This window comes from Arthrobacter sp. KNU40 (assembly GCF_051515115.1).
Classification (GTDB): domain Bacteria; phylum Actinomycetota; class Actinomycetes; order Actinomycetales; family Micrococcaceae; genus Arthrobacter.
On sequence record NZ_CP195850.1, the window covers coordinates 1,108,148 to 1,124,271 of the forward strand.

At 63.8% G+C, this 16,124-nt stretch carries 13 protein-coding genes; 4 read left to right on the forward strand and 9 right to left on the reverse strand.

Going from position 1 to position 16,124, the window contains the following annotated elements; translation table 11 throughout:
* Positions 1–49: 49 nt before the first annotated feature.
* Positions 50–1,120, reverse strand: a complete 1,071-nt coding sequence (locus ACSKT0_RS05295) for a Gfo/Idh/MocA family protein (protein ID WP_437772834.1) — start codon at positions 1,118–1,120, stop codon at positions 50–52.
* Positions 1,121–1,267: 147 nt separating this feature from the next.
* Between ACSKT0_RS05295 and ACSKT0_RS05300 the strand changes: the two genes are divergently transcribed.
* From ACSKT0_RS05300 to ACSKT0_RS05310, 3 genes are read left to right on the forward strand one after another with little or no spacing between them, the layout of a single operon-like run.
* The gene (locus ACSKT0_RS05300; protein WP_437772835.1) at positions 1,268–2,368 is read left to right on the forward strand and encodes a hypothetical protein; all 1,101 of its coding nucleotides are present in this window, start codon (positions 1,268–1,270) and stop codon (positions 2,366–2,368) included.
* Positions 2,369–2,370: 2 nt separating this feature from the next.
* Positions 2,371–3,159, forward strand: coding sequence for an ABC transporter ATP-binding protein (locus ACSKT0_RS05305; RefSeq protein ID WP_437772836.1), 789 nt, complete (start codon positions 2,371–2,373; stop codon positions 3,157–3,159).
* A gap of 8 nt (positions 3,160–3,167) precedes the next feature.
* Positions 3,168–4,337 carry an ABC transporter permease gene (locus ACSKT0_RS05310; protein WP_437772837.1) on the forward strand — a complete coding sequence of 390 codons (1,170 nt, stop codon included), beginning with the start codon at positions 3,168–3,170 and terminating at the stop codon, positions 4,335–4,337.
* Between the two features lie 81 nt (positions 4,338–4,418).
* Here ACSKT0_RS05310 and ACSKT0_RS05315 read toward each other — a convergent pair whose 3' ends face one another.
* The 6 genes from ACSKT0_RS05315 to ACSKT0_RS05340 form a co-directional block, all read right to left on the reverse strand.
* Entirely contained in the window at positions 4,419–5,120 is a 702-nt protein-coding gene (locus tag ACSKT0_RS05315) for an ABC transporter ATP-binding protein (protein ID WP_059388016.1), read from the reverse strand.
* Between the two features lie 2 nt (positions 5,121–5,122).
* Complete coding sequence (locus ACSKT0_RS05320; RefSeq protein ID WP_437772838.1) at positions 5,123–6,553, reverse strand: ABC transporter permease; 1,431 nt, start codon at positions 6,551–6,553, stop codon at positions 5,123–5,125.
* A gap of 199 nt (positions 6,554–6,752) precedes the next feature.
* The gene (locus tag ACSKT0_RS05325; RefSeq protein WP_345450042.1) at positions 6,753–7,853 is read right to left on the reverse strand and encodes a sugar-binding protein; all 1,101 of its coding nucleotides are present in this window, start codon (positions 7,851–7,853) and stop codon (positions 6,753–6,755) included.
* A 51-nt stretch (positions 7,854–7,904) separates the two neighbouring features.
* Positions 7,905–9,173, reverse strand: a complete 1,269-nt coding sequence (gene mmsB / locus ACSKT0_RS05330; RefSeq protein WP_437772839.1) for a multiple monosaccharide ABC transporter permease — start codon at positions 9,171–9,173, stop codon at positions 7,905–7,907.
* Positions 9,174–9,217: 44 nt separating this feature from the next.
* The gene (gene mmsA / locus ACSKT0_RS05335; RefSeq protein ID WP_284992025.1) at positions 9,218–10,774 is read right to left on the reverse strand and encodes a multiple monosaccharide ABC transporter ATP-binding protein; all 1,557 of its coding nucleotides are present in this window, start codon (positions 10,772–10,774) and stop codon (positions 9,218–9,220) included.
* Between the two features lie 138 nt (positions 10,775–10,912).
* On the reverse strand, positions 10,913–12,103 hold the full coding sequence (locus ACSKT0_RS05340) for an ROK family transcriptional regulator (protein ID WP_437772840.1): 1,191 nt from the start codon (positions 12,101–12,103) through the stop codon (positions 10,913–10,915).
* Between the two features lie 237 nt (positions 12,104–12,340).
* Between ACSKT0_RS05340 and ACSKT0_RS05345 the strand changes: the two genes are divergently transcribed.
* Positions 12,341–13,138: a carbon-nitrogen hydrolase family protein gene (locus tag ACSKT0_RS05345; protein ID WP_437772841.1), complete on the forward strand. Its 798-nt coding sequence runs from the start codon at positions 12,341–12,343 to the stop codon at positions 13,136–13,138.
* Here ACSKT0_RS05345 and ACSKT0_RS05350 read toward each other — a convergent pair.
* Positions 13,135–14,742 (reverse strand): PucR family transcriptional regulator, encoded by a 1,608-nt coding sequence (locus ACSKT0_RS05350; protein WP_437772842.1) that lies wholly within the window; start codon positions 14,740–14,742, stop codon positions 13,135–13,137. The two genes, ACSKT0_RS05345 and ACSKT0_RS05350, sit on opposite strands and share 4 nt — an antisense overlap.
* Complete coding sequence (gene alr / locus ACSKT0_RS05355) at positions 14,732–15,952, reverse strand: alanine racemase (protein ID WP_437772843.1); 1,221 nt, start codon at positions 15,950–15,952, stop codon at positions 14,732–14,734. The genes ACSKT0_RS05350 and alr overlap by 11 nt, the downstream gene beginning before the upstream one ends.
* Positions 15,953–16,124: the final 172 nt, after the last annotated feature.

Genomic DNA, 16,124 nt, shown 5'->3' on the forward strand with positions numbered 1-16,124 from the left:
CTCGCTAGTTAACTAGTCCAGACGTTGGAGGACGGATTCGTCATTCAGTTCAGCGGGCGTCGTTGGCGTACCGGACTCCGAGCTGGGATCGCACCCCGTCGAAGAGGCGCATCGTGTTCAATGAATCGTCCAAGGGCATCACAGGACTTTCGGTCAGTCCTTGCTGAACACAGCGTGTAACCTCACGCAGCTCGTAGGTGTAGCCGATCCCTACCGCGTCGAAGCGTTCGGTCCGTGGTTCATCCCAGCCTGTTCGAATCAGAAGCTCGCGCGGATTGTTGATGGACCCCTGCGTCTGGAGGAAGCCCTTGGAGCCCGCAACGGACGCCGAGCGAGGACCATGGGCCAGCAACGAAGAGGTCAGTTGGGCGATGGCACCGCCGTCGTAAGCCAGCGTGAGCGCATTCTGGGAGTCGACGCCGTCGTCCGTCAAAGTACCCACTGCGCTGACTGACTGCGGGAAACCGAGGGTGCCCAAAGGCCACAGCAGAGCGTATACTGTGAGGTCCAAAAGTGCCCCGCCGCCGGCCGCCGGGGCCCAGATCCGGGCGGAAGGATCGTAGGGGGCAGGGAACCCAAGGTCGGCGCTGACCCACTTGATGTCGCCCAGTTCGCCCGACGCGGCAATGGCGAAAGCCCTCTGCATGCTGGGCAGGAACCGACTCCATACGGCTTCCATGAGGAACAATTTCCGTTCCCGGGCCAAAGCGACGAGCTCTGCCGCTTCACGGCCGTTGATGGTCAAGGACTTCTCGCACAGAATGTGCTTGCCCGCCTTGAGGGCCTCCCTGACGATCTCGAAATGCTGGGCATGCGGGGTGGCCACGTAGACCACGTCGACGGCGTCATCGCCGAGCAGACGCTGGTAGCCGGGCACGCCGCCGTCGTCCCCGTAGGACTTCGTGACCCCATGCGCGGCAGCAAAGGCGTCCGCCGATTCCTGGCGCCGCGAACTCACTGCGTAGTGGTTTGCGTCCTCGAGCTGGGCGAGGTCACTGCTCACGGTCTTAGCGATGCCTCCTGTGGCGATAATGCCCCAGTTCAGGGCCTTGCCGGTGGCTGCGCGGGGATCCTGGTTCGGCTGGCTGAACAACCATGGCTTGGCGATATGCAGACTCATGCGGCCTATCCTCTCATTCCGCCGCAAGCGTTATACGGCACACGCTCAAGTCACGGGCCATCTGAATTTCGTCGGAGCCATCGCCTAGGCTGATGGTCATCATCCCTCGCAGAGAGGCTCTGTGGGGAGTTACCGAATGGAGTAGGGATGGGTGTTTTTCGACGCGTCATTTTGCCTGTGGCATGGCTGCTGGTATTTGCAGTGATCGCCGTGGCCTTGGTGAAGATCGCCTTTGTGGATGGGCTAAAGCCGCAGGGTGCCGAGCCGGCCCCGATGGCCAGGGTGGAGACGCCTGTTGTGCCCGCGGCGCGCGCAACGGTCACCAATACTGTGCAGATCAAAGCCACCGTTCAGAGCGACCCCATTGTCGGTGTCCGCAGCACGGCGGCGGGAATGGTGGTCCACCTCTATGTGGAGCCGGGCGTTGCCGTGGCCAAGGGGGACCAGCTCTTCCAAGTCAAGTCCCAGCGGACCAAGCCTGCCAGCACCGGCACAACGCCCGGGGAGAAGACCACGTCGGAACCCGTGTACGTGTACACCGACGTGCTCGCCCCTGCCGCCGGAAAGCTCAATGAACTGACGGCCCTCCTTGACCAGCAGTTAAGCGTGGGCGAAGTTGTGGGCAAAGTCGATCCCGGGACCTTCACGGTGTCCGGCCCGGTCAACGCCGCCCAACAGTATCGGCTTCTTGCCAAGCCGAGCTCAGCGCAGATCTCGCTGGTGGGCGGGCCTGCTCCGTTCGGCTGCCCTGCAGTGACGCTGAAGAACAACGCCAACGACGCCGGAGCCACTGCCGGCGCGAACGGAACCGGCGGCGTGGGGATGGCCGTGCCAGGTGGCGGACTGTCGTTAGCCGCGGCTGGACCGGGTGGGGCAACGCAAAGTGACAGCGCGAGCACCGGGACGATCAGTTGTCCTGTGCCGGCCGGAACGGAAGTCTTCGCCGGCTTGGGAGCAACCATGACGGTGAGTGCGGGCGAAGCCAAGGACGTGGTGACAGTTCCCCTGACCTCGGTGAAGGGCAGCGTCAAAGAAGGCATTGTTTGGATGGCCGGCGCGGCTGCCGAGGGCAAAGCTCCGGAACAACGGCCTGTGAAGTTGGGTCTCAACGACGGTGACAAGGTGGAGGTGCTGTCCGGCCTCGCCGAAGGGGAACGGGTGCTTGAATTCGTTCCCGGCGCCCCGGCTGCTCCTTCCCAGCAAGGCTACGGGCCGGGCCCGGCGGCGTACCGTCCGGCGGGAGGCTAGGCATGGAAAGCCTCGTGAGTTTGCGCGGTGTCACGCGCACGGTGGTGCTGCCTGACGATCAGAAGCTTCATATCCTCCGCGGGATCGACCTTGAGATTTCCGCCGGCGACCACGCTGCGATCATCGGCCGCTCGGGCTGCGGGAAGTCAACGTTGCTGAACCTCCTGGGTCTGCTGGACGTGCCCACGTCCGGCGAAATCCAGTTTCTTGGCACGCCTGTGCTACAACTCGGTGGCGACGCGCGTGCACGGCTTCGAGGCACCATGGTGGGCTTCGTGTTCCAGCAATTCAACCTGCTCCCCGGCCGTAGCGCACTGGACAATGTCATCACGCCGCTCCTCTACGCCCGCGGCCGCGATTTCCTGCGACGCCGTGAACTGGCCATGGACATGCTGGACCGTGTGGGACTTGCCGGCCGCGCCCACACCATGCCGAACATGCTCTCGGGTGGTGAGCAGCAGAGGGTTGCCATCGCGCGGGCCTTGGTCCGGCGGCCCCGTCTGATCCTTGCCGACGAACCCACGGGCGCGCTCGATGTAGAGACCGGGCGAGCGGTCATGGCACTTCTGGACCAGGTGGCCACGGAGTCCGCCGCGGCACTCGTGACCATCACCCACGACAGCAATGTAGCTGCACTAGCACGGTCCCGCTTCCGTCTGGACTCTGGCGTTCTGCATCCCCTTGACGGCGAGTCGAACTCGGGGATCCCTTTGCCGGAACCGGCTTTGTCGGCACTGGCTTCGTCGGCTCCGGCGCTGTTCGGGCCCACATCCTCGGAGGTCGATCGATGATCGGTTTCATGTCAGCCATCGTGGAAGCCTGGCAGGAACTGCGGATCAACAAAGTCCGGATCCTGCTGGCTTTGCTGGGCGTAGCCTTGTCCGTCGCGGCGCTCACGTCCGTGGTAGGCGTCGGCAATCTTGCACGCGAAGGATTCAAAGCCTCGTCCGAGCGCACAGGAGGACGCTCAGCGACGCTCGGACTAGGGGTCAACGGTCCAACCCGGCCGGATCCAGGGCGTCTGGATGCGGCGTATCAGTCCATCGTTGACCGTTACGGCATTGCCTTCTCCTCGCACGAGGCCCACGCCGAGCAGCCGTTCCAGTTCCCTCGCGGTGTCCAGTCTGTTCAATTGATGGTGGTGGACCCCGGATATGGGGTCATTCACCGGCTGGAGGTACGGCAAGGGTCCTGGTTTGCCAGCGACGACGAACAGCGGCTGGCGCCCGCCGTCGTCGTCACTGAAGCGTTCTACAACGCGGCTGGGAGGCCTGACCTTGCCTTGCAACCCGGCATCAAGACCGCAGGCGAGCAGGAATCGAATGCAGTGATCATCGGCGTCGTGCCGGACACTCGGCCGGATGCACCCCCAGCGGCGTACATACTGTCGGGCGCTGCCAAGCAAATGGGAGTCAACCAGCTAGGTGGGCAGTTCAAAGTGTGGGTGCAGGACGGGCAAGCAGAAATGCTTTCGGCCGCCATCCAAGCCGATCTGGCGCAACAGTTCCCGGAAACGTACATCACGGCGCAGCGGATGGACTTTGCGGCACACGGAGATCCCCTGGCTCCGGTGCAGCTGGTGGTGGGCGGTATTGCAGGCCTGGTCCTCTTGTTGGGCGCGGTGGGGATGTTGAACATCTCGATGGTCACGGTCCGCTACCGGGTGCGGGAAATCGGTATTAGAAGGAGCTTTGGAGCGACCTCGGGGCGGATCTTCCTTGGCGTGATGATGGAGTCCGTCGTTGCCACCGCAGTGGCCGGGCTGGCCGGCGTCATGGTGGCCGTGGCGGTGGTCAAACACCCCTGGATCCAGTCAAAGGTTGCGCCAGCCCTCAGCCAGTACCCTCCGTTCCCCATCGAAGCGGCCATGCTCGGTTTCGGAGCAGCTGTGCTGGTGGGAGCGCTGGCCGGAGCAATCCCGGCACTTGTGGCGGTGCGCGTCAAGGTTATCGACGCGATTCGCTTCTAAGGAGCCGAGCTCGGCGCACCCGGAAAGAGGGCCGGGAACCTTGGGGTTCCCGGCCCTCCTTCCGTTGTTTGGAAAACGTGGTCAGGCCCCGGCAGCTACGCGTGGACGAACAGCTTCCTCGCTCAGTTTGCCCTGTTGCAACCTGAAGCGGCGCTCGGTCTTCTGAGCCAGGCTGCGGTCATGCGTTACCACCAGAATGGTGGTGTTGTGGTCCCGGCTCAAGGAACTGAGCAGTTCGATGATGTGCTCACCGGTCTGCTCATCAAGGTTGCCGGTGGGCTCGTCCGCAAGGATGAGCTTGGGCTCGTTGGCCAGCGCCCGGGCAATGGCAACCCGCTGCTGCTCACCGCCCGAGAGCTTGTTGATGCGACGGGACTGTTTCTCCGGATCCAGCTGCACCTGCTCCAGGAGGGACCGCGCCCGCTCCAACCGGGCCGCCTTCCGCATTCCGGCGAACTCCATAGGCAGCATCACGTTGTCCACTGCCGAGAGGTTGGGGATGAGGTTGAACTGCTGGAAAACGAAGCCGATGTCCCGGCGCCGGTATTCGGTGAGTTTGCCGGCGGGCAGCCCGGCCAGACTGACCCCGTCCACTACGACGTCCCCGCTGGTGGGCTTGTCCAAGGCGCCGAGCAGGGAGAGCAGGGTGCTCTTGCCGCTGCCGCTCTTTCCCACGATCGAGGCAAGGGTCCCCTTTTCGAGCTCGAAGCTCACGCCGTTGACGGGCTTGATGGTGCGGTCGCCGGATTTGAACTGGCGGACCAGGTCTTTGACTTCAATCATGGCTATTCTCCTCGGAGGACTTCGATGGGGCGGATGCGGGCTGTGAGCAGCGCTGGTACCAGGGCGCCCACGACGGCGACGCCGAAGACCGCGGCAATGCCGGCGGCAATGACGCCGGGGGAGGCGCTCGCCGTGACCGAGGTGAGCAGCTGGGAGGCTCCGCCGAACGGGTTTCCACCGGGACCGCCGAAGCCTCCGCCGCCGGGGCCGCGCTGGCTCGTGGCCGCCGTCGAGCTGTTCGAACTGATCAGTGCCGATGCGATGCCGCCGCTGGCGAAGGATGCGATGGCAGCGCCAACGACGCTGCCAAGCGCCACGAGGACGAGGGCTTCGAGCACGAACTGCAAGCCGATGGTGCGGTTGCGGGCGCCGATGGCCTTCAGGACTCCGATCTCACGGCGGCGCTCGCGGACCAGCATGACCATGATGAGCAGGATGATGAGGCCGGCCGTGCCGAGGGCCGCGATGAAGGCCACGAGTGAAATGTTCTTGACGCTGTCCAGGGAACTGACCGCGGTTTCGAGGTTCCGCTGGCCCTGCGTGACGTCGGCTTTACCCGAGCCCAGGGCGGTCTGCAGTGCTGTCTTGGCGGCATCCACGTTTGCCATGCTGTTGACCGTCACCACCATGCTGGAGAGCTCGCCGGGTGTTGCGGCGAGGGCCTGGGCTTCGGCGAGTGTCGTGTACACGGCGTTGTTGCCGAAAGTGGTGCCGGCGTCGAAAATGCCCGCCACCATGAACGTCGTGCCGGCGATGGTGAACGTTGAGCCGGCCTTGAGGTTGTTCTTTGTCGCGAGCGTCGTTCCGACGAGGGCCTTGGTGCCGGCCACCGTGTAGTCGCCCAGGCCCGTGCCGCTGGTGATGTTCAAGGCCTTGCCGGCGGTGTCCACCTCGGCGCCGATACCAGTGGCCGTGATGGGCAGCGAGAACGCCGGCGCGGTTCCGGTGCTGCCTGTTGGCGTGTTTCCCGATCCGGTGCTGCCGCTGGTGTTGTTGCGGTTGCCGAGCGTGCCGGCGTCGATGGCTGCCTGAAGGTTCGTGGTGACGCTCGTACCGCCGCCGGGGCCGCCGCCCGGTCCCGCTTGTTGCGTCGTGGTGCCGGTGGTGCCGGTGGTGGAGGCCGCCGATGCGGCCTCCAGCCGCAGCGCCTTGGTGCCCACCACGGAAACGACGTTCGGTACGGCTGCCGCCGTCGCGGTCTGGGCCGTGGTGAGCGGCTCGCCGCCGCCGTCGAAGCCCTGCGCCCCGGCGGGGTTCACAGTCAGGACTGTACCCACGGAGGCGTTGAGCTCCTGGACCTTGCCGCCAACGGCTTGGTTGGCCACGAGCATGGCCAGCGCCAGCCCGATCGCGACGGCAAGCACTGCCACTACAGCCGCGGTTCTTATCTTGTTGCGGAAGGCATTGCCTACACTCCGGGCGAGGACGCTCACGTTTCTCCTTCTGGACCTGGCCCGCCCCAGCGGCGCGCCTGCTCACCTAACAGTGCTCACCGCGGCTGTGCGGTTGTGCTGCTGTTGCTATGCGGGGCCTGTGAAGAATTGCGCGACGGCGGATGGATCCGGACACAGCGACGGCGGCCACCCCCTTGAGTGGGGATGGCCGCCGTCGTTGGTGTCTGAATGGGAAGTGTTACTTGGTGATCGGTCCGAGGATCGGATCGTCCACGTAAGCCGTCTTCACGTTGGCGAGGGTCACGATGACCGGGGGCAGCAGGTATGCCGGCACGGTCTTGACGCCGTTGTTGTAGGACTTGGTGTCGTTGATTTCCGGGGTCTTGCCGGACTGGACGTCCTGGACCATGGTGATGGCGTGCTCAACGAGCTTGCGGGTGTCCTTGTTGATGGTGGAGTACTGCTCACCTGCAAGGATGGACTTGACCGACTCAACTTCGGAGTCCTGGCCGGTCACGACCGGAAGCGGCTTGCCGGCCGCCTTGACCGAGGTCAGGATGGCGCGGGCCAGGGTGTCGTTCGGGGAAAGTACGCCGTCCAGCGAAGCGCTGGTGTAGGTACCTGCGAGCAGGGTATCCATGCGCTTCTGGGCGTTCTCTGCCTTCCAGCCCTGGGTGACGGCCTGTTCGAACGACTTCTGGCCGGACACGACCTTGAGGGTTCCATCATCGATCTTCGGCTGCAGGATGCTCATGGCGCCGTCGAAGAAGACCTTCGCGTTGGCGTCATCGGGGGAGCCTGCAAACAGCTCAATGTTGTACGGGCCGCTCGGCTTCTTGGCCTTGAGTCCGTCCAGCAGGGCCTGGCCCTGCAGCACGCCGACCTTGAAGTTGTCGTAGGCCACGTAGTAGTCCACGTTGGAGGTGTTCAGGAGCAGGCGGTCATATGCAATGACCGTAGCGCCGGCGTCCTTGGCCTGCTTGAGCTGCGTGCCCAGCTGGGCGCCGTCAATGGCACCGACGATGATGAGCTTGTCGCCCTTGGTGATCATCGCGCTGATCTGGTTCTGCTGCTCCGAAACGCCACCGTTGGCGAACTGCACATCCGGCTTGAAACCTGCGCTCGTGAGCCCGTCGTTGAAGAGCTTCTCCGCCAGGACCCAGTTCTCACTGGTCTTCTGGGGGAGCGCGACGCCGATCGAGGAACCCTTGGGGAATGCCTCGCTGCCGCTGGATGAACCACCGGAGGTGCCGCTGTCCGTACGGCCGCAGGCCGTCAGCGCCAGTGCCGCGATCGCAGCTACTGCTGCTGCCTTTCCTGCTTTACCAAACATTCGCATATCTTGGTTCGCTTTCTTTGTTGTGGATGGAACAATCCGTCTTGAAGCCGGTCAGGCTTCCTTGGAGATGACTTCCTTGGTTGAGGTCGTCTCGTCCGGGGCGTTTTCGCTGCTCCGGCCGAAGTTTTTCATCATCATTCCGATGATTGATTTCTTGCCCTGGGTCTTGTTGTAGACGTCGAAGGCAACGGCTGCCAGCAGCACCAGGCCCTTGATGATCTGGGTGAGGTCCGCGCCGACGCCGAGCAGTTGGAGGCCGTTGTTGAGGACAGCCATGACGAGGCCACCAACGATGGAGCCGATCACGGTGCCCACGCCGCCGGTGACCGCTGCGCCACCGATGAATACCGCAGCGATCGCATCCAGTTCCCAGCCGACGCCGTCGAACGGACCCGAAGCGGTGGAGCGGCCCACGAAGATCATGCCGGCGAGGCCAGCAAGGATGGACATGTTCATCATGACCATGAAATTGACCTTCTTGGACTGAACTCCGGAGAGCTCGGCCGCGTGGCGGTTGCCGCCGACTGCGTAGATGTGGCGGCCGATGACCGTCTTGGCGGAAATGAAACCGTAGATCAGGACCAGCACGGCCAAGATGAGGCCCGGGATGGGGAACGAGGTGCCGGGGCGGCCAGTCGCGAACAGGTACGTGGCGTAGAGGATGGCTGCATTGACGAGCACGAGCTTGGTGACCATCACCCAGCCTTCCTGTACTTCGGCGCCCAGTGCCTGGGCGGTGCGGCGGGAACGAATCGCACTGACAATCACGAATGCGACGGCGATAAGGCCCAGCAGGATTGTCAGGTTGTTATACCCCGTCTTCGGCCCTATCTCGGGCAGGTACCCGGAGCCCAGGTACTGGAAGTCTTCCGGGACCGGAACGGTGTTGGACTTGCCGACGAACTGGTTGAAGCCGCGGAACAGCAGCATGCCCGCAAGGGTCACGATGAATGCCGGAATCCCGACGTATGCCGTCCAGAATCCTTGCCAGGCTCCGATCAGGGCGCCGAGCAGGAGCCCGAACAGGACTGCTACGTACCAGGGCAGGTGCCAGTCCCTGATGGCGAGGGCCACCGAGATACCGACGAAGGCCGCTACTGAACCTACGGAAAGGTCGATGTGGCCGGCGATGATGACCAGGACCATACCGATTGCCAGGATCAGGATGTAGGAGTTGCCGTTGAAGAGGTTGATGACGTTGCCCGGGGTGAGCGTGCGGCCCGAGGTGAAGATCTGGAAGAAGATGACGAGTGCAACCAGGGCGAAGATCATGCCGAATTGGCGGGTGTTGCCACCGAATAGCTTCTTGAGCGCGTTCATTGTTTTGGGTCCTTGTGTCCGTGTGGTTCTGGAGGTGACCGGGGTCAGGCAGCTTTGCGGCTGGATGTCATGAGCTTCATGAGGCTTTCCTGGCTGGCTTCGTCCTTGTTGAGTACGCCAGTGATGGAGCCCTCGAAGATGGTGTAGATACGGTCGGAGAGGCCCAGCAGCTCGGGAAGCTCGGACGAAATCACGATCACGCCCTTCCCTTGGTTGGCCAGCTGCTGGATGATTCCGTAGATCTCGTACTTGGCCCCGACATCGATTCCGCGCGTGGGCTCATCCAGGATGAGAAGGTCCGGATCGGTGAACATCCATTTGGCGAGAACCACCTTTTGCTGGTTTCCGCCGGAGAGCTTCGATACGCCTTCCTCCACTGACGGGGTCTTGGTGCGCAGCGATTTCCGGTATTGCTCGGCCACCATGAATTCCTTGTTGGTGTCCACGACAATTCCCCGGCTGATCTTCTTCAAGTTGGCTGACACCGTGGTGGTCTTGATGTCATCCAGGAGGTTCAGTCCCAGGCTCTTGCGGTCTTCCGTGACGTAGCCGAGACCGGCGTCGATCGCCTGGCGGACGCTCCGCATCGTGATCGGCTTGCCGTCCTTGTACACCTGTCCCGAGATGAACCGGCCGTAGGAGTGGCCGAAGACGGAGCGGGCAAGCTCGGTGCGGCCGGCACCCATCAGGCCGGCAAAGCCGACGATTTCCCCGCGGCGCACATGGAAGCTGGAGTTCTTGCAGACAAGGCGGTCCTGGATCTGGGGATGCCCGACCGTCCAATCCTTGACCTCGAAGAACACCTCGCCGATCTTCGGGGTGTGGTCCGGGAAGCGGGACTCGAGCGTCCGCCCGACCATGCCCTTGATGATCCGGTCCTCGTCGACGCCGTCTTCCACGACGTTGAGCGTCTCGATGGACTTGCCGTCGCGGATGATGGTGATCTCGTCCGCGATCTGCTCGATCTCATTGAGCTTGTGGGAAATGATGATGGACGTGATGCCCCGGCCCTTGAGGCCAAGGATCAGATCCAGCAAGTGCTGGGAGTCCGATTCGTTGAGGGCCGCGGTGGGCTCGTCGAGGATGAGCAGCTTGACGGACTTGTTCAGGGCCTTGGCGATTTCCACGAGCTGCTGCTTGCCGACGCCGATTTCCTTGATGGGGGTATCCGGGTCCTCGCGCAAGCCAACCCGTGCGAGCAGTTCGATTGAGCGCTTGCGTGCCTCGGCCCAATCGATGATGCCGCGACGGACCGGTTCGTTGCCGAGGAAGATGTTTTCCATGATGGACAGCTCGGGAATCAGCGCCAGTTCCTGGTGGATGATCACGATTCCCGCATGTTCGCTGGCCCGGATGTCCTTGAACTGCTGGACTTCCGCCTGGTACACGATGTCGCCGTCGTAGCTGCCGTAGGGGTAAACCCCGGAGAGCACCTTCATCAACGTGGACTTGCCTGCACCGTTTTCACCGCAGATCGCGTGGATTTCGCCCACCTTGACCCGGAGGCTAACGTCCGAGAGCGCCTTCACGCCGGGGAATTCCTTGGTGATGGACCGCATCTCGAGGAGAACCGGATCCTGGTGCGTAATGGGGGTCGACATACGCTTGCGCCTCCAATGTTTGACGTCGTTGTCGGCTCGGGGATGGCGAGCCTATCTGATGAGAAAGTAAACTGGATCACACCGCTTGTCGTCAAGACTTTAACGCAAGACGGCGATAACAGCGTGGTAACGAAATGTTCAGCCCTGCTTGATTCCGGCGTGCTGGAACACCAAAGCGGCGGCCCCGAGGGCCTCCGCCCGGGCGCCGAGCGAAGACATCGCCAAGTGCGTTGTCTCGCCGATTACGGGCACTGCGTGGCGGACTAGACCGCGCCTGATCGGGTCCAGGAGGATGTCGCCGAGCCCGGCCAGGGGGCCGCCAACCACGATGACTTCGGGGTTTATGAGATTCGCCACATTGCCCAGTGCCCGCCCCACCGCGAGCCCCGCATCGTCCACCACGCGAAGGGTCGCCGGATCCCTCGCCAGGGCGTTTCGGACAATGTCCTCGGGCTCGAGGTGCAGCCCCGAGCCCTTCCCGAGCAGCTCGATCATGGTGGTGGTGGAAGCCATCGTTTCCAGGCAGCCCCGGTTGCCGCAGCGGCAGATGGCGCCGTATTCGTGGATGGTCGCATGGCCGATTTCTCCCGTGATTCCCACCGCCCCGTAGTAGGGTGCGCCATTGATGATGAGGCCCGCTCCAATGCCGGAACCGATCTTGAGGAACATGAGGTTGCTGATCCCGCTGTGCGGCCCCCATGTGACCTCGGAGAGGGCACCGAGATTGGCGTCGTTGTCAACGTATACGGGAAGATCAAGGGCTTCCTCCAGTCGTTCGAGAATCTGGATCCCCACCCATTCGGGCAGGATGGCACCCTGCGCCACAGTGCCGGAACGGCGGTCGATGGGACCGGCTATGCCGGCGCCCGCGCCAACTACCGCGCTTCGGTCAACCCCGCTTTCGAGCAAGAGTTTGTTGAGGAGCGCGACGGCGGCGCTGATGCCCTGTTCGGCGTGGTGGCCAAGGGGCAGTGTGACGGTTTCCTCGACGATGATGTGATAGCCCAGCGAGGCCAGGACCACCCGCAGGTGCCGCCGGCCAAAATCGATCCCGACGGCGACAGCACCGTTGCTGTTGAGCCTGACGTTCAGTGCCCGGCGTCCGGAGCTAGTGATCGGTTCGGTGGAGACGAGCCCCGCGTCCTGCATGATCTTGACGATGTTGGACACCGTTGCCGTGGAAAGACCGGTCTGCCTGGCGAGTTCGGCCTGGGTGGATGGCCCGCTCAGCAGGCATTCGATGAGCCGCTGCTGGTTCAGATGGCGCAGCGCTGATTGCGAGCCGGGGTTTTTGCGATGGCTCTTCGTCGAGCTGGATGTTGCGGGCATGACAAGAAGCGTGCCTCAAATCACAGTTGCAGTCAAGAAGTTAACGCAATGGAGCAAACTTGCATCGGCGTCATGAACTATGCGGCAGATTTGTACGATCCATCCCCGGCGGGCCGTCCGCAGGTCCATTTGTCCTGTGGGGCCGGCCTGCGGCTGGCTAGGCTGGAATCACGAGTAATCCCGGGCGTGTCTCACATGAACGCCCGACGGGGGATGCAAGGTGCTATCGAGGTGGTAATGATGCTGCTGTCCGTTCTGCAGGCCAACGCTGTTGTCCTGGACATCGACGCCAATCTAAAGACGGTCGATTCGGCGGCGCAGCGCGCTGCCGCGGCGGGGGCCTCCTTGTTGCTGACGCCCGAGCTCTTCCCGGTAGGCTATGCGCCGCTGAGGCTCCACACCGAGCTGGATCCTGCAGTTCTCCCAAGTATCCGGGGGCGCCTTGCGGACATCGCCAGCACGCACGGCATCGGACTCGTTTACAGCCTTCCCGCACCTGCTGCCGATGGCGGCTGGCATATCTCCGCCACTCTTCTGGACGCGCACGGAACCGTGCTCCTGGACTACGACAAAGTGCACCTCTTCGGCGAGGAGGAGCGAAAGGCGTTCTCAGCCGCCCAAGCTGCTCCCGGCGTCGTGGACTTCAACGGGATCAAAACGTCGCTGCTGATTTGCTACGACGTCGAGTTTCCCGAAAGCGTCCGCGCTGCGGCCATGCGAGGCGCTGAACTTCTGCTGGTTCCCACCGCACTCTCTGCGGGCTTCGACGCCGTACCGCAGGTCCTTATCCGTGCCCGGGCGATGGAGAGCCAACTCAACGTGGCCTACGCGAACCACAGCGGCCAAGAGGACGGTTGTGACTTCCTTGGCGGAAGCGTGGTCGCCGGTCCGGGCGGCTCATTGCTCGCTGCCGCCGGTGATGGCACGGCATTGCTCTTCGCCGAGATTTCCACGGAAAGCGTCAAGGCAGCCCGGGAACAGGTGCCCTACCTGCGCGAACGCCGCCCCGAGCTGTACCGGGAGTGGGAAGACTAGCCGTCCCCTCCGCCCACCAAACCGTCCGTGTACTGCAGCGCGATCCAAAGCTCCGCGCGCACTTGAGCCTGGTTCAGGTCCGTGTCGAGCAGTTCGGCGAGCAGGCCGATCTGGCGGCGCACGCTGTTGCGGTGCAACCCCAGCAGTTTGGCGGAGGCGTCCCAGCTGCCGTTTTCGCTCAGCCAGCCCCGGAGCACAGCCAGGAGGGGATCGCGCCGATCAGCTTCCAAGGCAAGCACCGGTTCAAGGAGCCTCGCGGCCAGCATGGACCCGGCCTCGCGTCCCAGGAGCCCGGTGACGGACCAGGTCACCTCATCGACGCGGGCGCTCCGTCCGCTGGACTGGACCCGTGAACGGAGCGACGTCACCCGCTGATGCGCTGCGGCGAGGCCAGTCAGTTCCGTCGCGTCTCCAATGACGAGCCGCCAACCGAGCTTTTCGATGTCCGCCAGGAGCGCGTCGTCCACCTTCAAACGGGTGATTGCAGCGAATCCGTAATCGGTGATTTCCACCAGTTTGGTGTCGAAGAGGCGCCGCCACTGCAAAAGCTCGCGCACCGGGCTGTCACCTGCAGGCCATTCGGGGGAGTCCACCTTGATGCCCTGGACCACGCGCAGGGGAGCGGATCGCGTGGAGGACAGGCTTTGCGCGAGGAGGTCCTTGAGCCCGTTGACGTGCCGGGTTCCGCCGCTGGCAAGGCTTTCAGGGTGCAGCAGCAACGCCGTCGCCAATTGGCTTGGCGCGAGCGAACCGCTGGTCCGTTGGCGGACGAGCAACTCCAGCAGCCCCACCACCGACTGCACCACGCTGTTCTGGGCGGGTGTCAGCGCAGTGTCCGAGCCCAGGATCAGGGCGCCCAGGTTGGCGTCCTTGGTGCTGCGCAGCGGGTGGCCGAAGACCATCGCCGATCCCGGCTGCTCAAAGCCGTCCACTTCAACCCGCGGTCCGCTGCCCGAAAGGAGTCGTCCCAGCATGGGCTCCAGTAACGAGTGCTCGACGCCGGTGCTGCCGCCGGCAGCGTGGGCGCGCGCACGTACACGCCCGTCCGCTCCGACGAGAAGTGCCCAGACAGGCACCTTCTGGACCAAAGCGGCGAGCAGCTCGTGTTCCGGCCGAGGGGAGAGGACTGCCCGCATGAGTTGCCTGTTGGTGTCCGCGAGCTGGCGGAAGACCTTCGCGTTGTCCGATTCCAGGAGCTGGGAGAACTCAAGCCCGATCGCGGCGAACGGGATGGACTCCGGGATCTCAATCAAGGTGAGCTGGTGCCGTCGGCACGCCTTGAGCAGCTCGGCCGGGACGGCGTCGAAATACGGCCTGATCCCGAACCCCAGCGCCGCCACCTCGGCCCCCACCAGCCGCTTCACGTACGCATCGACGTTTTCCCTGGACCCGCCATCACCCAGGAAAGGGAGTCCCGCGGTCAGCAGGAACTCCCCCTCCGGCAGGTAGGGGGTGGGATCGTCCAGTTCGCTGGGTTCAACCCAGCGCAGCAGCTCCCCGCCGCTGCCGCCGTCGTGGAGTATCTCCAACTCTGGCGGCAGCTGCTTCAGGAACTGCTCAAGCGTGACGAAACTGAGGCGGCCGGGGGTGGGCTCAGGCGACATCGCTCGGTGCCTCCTGGTAATCGGGGCACTCGTACGCAGCGGACTCATACACGCGGGGGAGTCGCGGTGCGATCCGGTTGATGATCTCGTCGCCGTGGCTTCCGATGGCGGCGCCCCAATCGTCGGCGCTCGCAGCCCCTTCGGCAGGATCGCCGAACAGGACTGCCGTGTCTCCGACCTCGATTCCAGACGCGTCCGGGCCGAGGTCCACCATGAACTGGTCCATGCACACCTTGCCGATCACGGAGACTTTCCTGCCGGCGATCTGGACCAGGCTCCGGCCGCTGATGCCTTTGGGGATGCCGTCGGCGTAGCCGAGGGGAATGAGGCCGAGATAGCGGGGCTCATGCGTGATGGCCTGGTGTTCGTAACTGACGCCAGTCCCTGCCGGGACTTTCTTGACCATGACGAGCGGCGCGGTGACGCTCAAGGCGGGGCGAAGTCCAAAGTCGGCGGGATCCAAATGGTCCGCCGGGGCGAGTCCGTAGATCGCCAGTCCGGCGCGGACCATGTCGAAGTGGAATTCGGGCCGGTCCAGGATGTTTGCCGAGCTCGACACGTGCCGCAGCTGCGGGTCCAGGCCGGCAGCCCGGGCTTCGCGAACGGCGTCTTCGAACTCCGCCACGGCTGCGGCGTTGCCAGGGTGGGCGGGTACATCGGCCCAGGCCAAGTGGGTCCAGATGCCGCGGACAACCACCGTGCCGTCCTCCTCGGCCTTGTGAGCCTGGGCCACGAGTTCGGACCAGTCTTCCTTGCGCGCGCCGCCGCGGCTGAGGCCGCTGTCCAGCTCCAGGTGCACGACGGCGGGGCGGCCCAATTGCCTCGCGATCCCTGCCAGGACCTCAAGTTGACCAACGCTCCCAAGCGAAACGTCGACGTCGTACTCGAGTGCCTCACGGATCGTTGCGCTGGTCTGGGATGCCAGATATAGCCACGACAGGACCGGCACGGTGATGCCCGCCTGGCGAAGTGCAATGGCTTCGCTCAACTGGGCGGTTCCCAGCCAATCAGCGCCTGCCGCCACCGCCGTCCGGGCCACATCCACGAGGCCGTGACCGTAGCCGTTCCCCTTGACGACGGCCATGAAATGCGGCGCTGCGGTGCGCTTCTTGAGTGCTTTGATGTTGTCTGAAATCGCAGACAGGTCAACGCTGACCTGCCCGGAAAGCGCCGCTTCCGGCGTCGTTTCTGATTGTGCAATACGTCTCATGGTTGATCACTATAGGTCATTTTGCACCGCCGTGAGAGCTGGCTCACAGGCTTACGGTTGTCAGGGGAAACCGCCAACTACTCTGAAGGGACGTCAACGGTGACTGTGCCTACCTCCACCCAGACCAAGCCAACGCACGCCACGAATACAGATGCCGGCAATGCCGCCCGCC

Coding starts and splice junctions, on each gene's coding strand:
- alr (WP_437772843.1), bottom strand. CDS start 15,952: ATGAGACGTATTGCACAATCAGAAACGACGCCGGAAGCGGCGCTTTCC.
- ACSKT0_RS05325 (WP_345450042.1), bottom strand. CDS start 7,853: ATGCGAATGTTTGGTAAAGCAGGAAAGGCAGCAGCAGTAGCTGCGATC.
- ACSKT0_RS05310 (WP_437772837.1), top strand. CDS start 3,168: ATGTCAGCCATCGTGGAAGCCTGGCAGGAACTGCGGATCAACAAAGTC.
- ACSKT0_RS05350 (WP_437772842.1), bottom strand. CDS start 14,742: ATGTCGCCTGAGCCCACCCCCGGCCGCCTCAGTTTCGTCACGCTTGAG.
- mmsB (WP_437772839.1), bottom strand. CDS start 9,173: ATGAACGCGCTCAAGAAGCTATTCGGTGGCAACACCCGCCAATTCGGC.
- ACSKT0_RS05315 (WP_059388016.1), bottom strand. CDS start 5,120: ATGATTGAAGTCAAAGACCTGGTCCGCCAGTTCAAATCCGGCGACCGC.
- ACSKT0_RS05340 (WP_437772840.1), bottom strand. CDS start 12,103: ATGCCCGCAACATCCAGCTCGACGAAGAGCCATCGCAAAAACCCCGGC.
- mmsA (WP_284992025.1), bottom strand. CDS start 10,774: ATGTCGACCCCCATTACGCACCAGGATCCGGTTCTCCTCGAGATGCGG.
- ACSKT0_RS05295 (WP_437772834.1), bottom strand. CDS start 1,120: ATGAGTCTGCATATCGCCAAGCCATGGTTGTTCAGCCAGCCGAACCAG.
- ACSKT0_RS05300 (WP_437772835.1), top strand. CDS start 1,268: ATGGGTGTTTTTCGACGCGTCATTTTGCCTGTGGCATGGCTGCTGGTA.
- ACSKT0_RS05305 (WP_437772836.1), top strand. CDS start 2,371: ATGGAAAGCCTCGTGAGTTTGCGCGGTGTCACGCGCACGGTGGTGCTG.
- ACSKT0_RS05345 (WP_437772841.1), top strand. CDS start 12,341: ATGATGCTGCTGTCCGTTCTGCAGGCCAACGCTGTTGTCCTGGACATC.